Source organism: Streptococcus sp. HMSC066E07 (assembly GCF_001814695.1).
In the GTDB taxonomy this organism is placed as follows: Bacteria; Bacillota; Bacilli; order Lactobacillales; family Streptococcaceae; genus Streptococcus; species Streptococcus hominis.
In genome coordinates this window covers 1-254 of the sequence record NZ_KV817452.1, presented here as the reverse complement: position 1 = coordinate 254, position 254 = coordinate 1, and the positions used below count along the sequence as shown (strand labels likewise).

The 254-nt window shown below is 40.9% G+C and carries 1 protein-coding gene; it reads left to right on the top strand.

The window, feature by feature from the left end; genetic code table 11:
* Positions 1–254, top strand: a 254-nt coding sequence (locus HMPREF2984_RS06345; protein ID WP_180363937.1) for a MucBP domain-containing protein, incomplete at both ends; no start/stop codon positions are given.

The following is a 254-nucleotide window of genomic DNA, read 5'->3' as shown; positions in this document are numbered from 1 at the left end:
GGTGATGTTACCGTTGAATACAAGAACAAAAGCGGCGCTACAATTTCACCAAAAGTAACGGATACACCAAGATCAGAAGTCGGAACAGACTATGATACAACCGATCAACGGAAAGAAACAATCACGACAGTTGATGGTAAGAAATATCGTCTTGATCCGAAAGCCACTCAAGGTGCAGAAACAGGAAAAGTCGTTGAAGGCAATACCAATATTACCTACTACTATGATCTTGTACCAGATATTCCAACACCAGA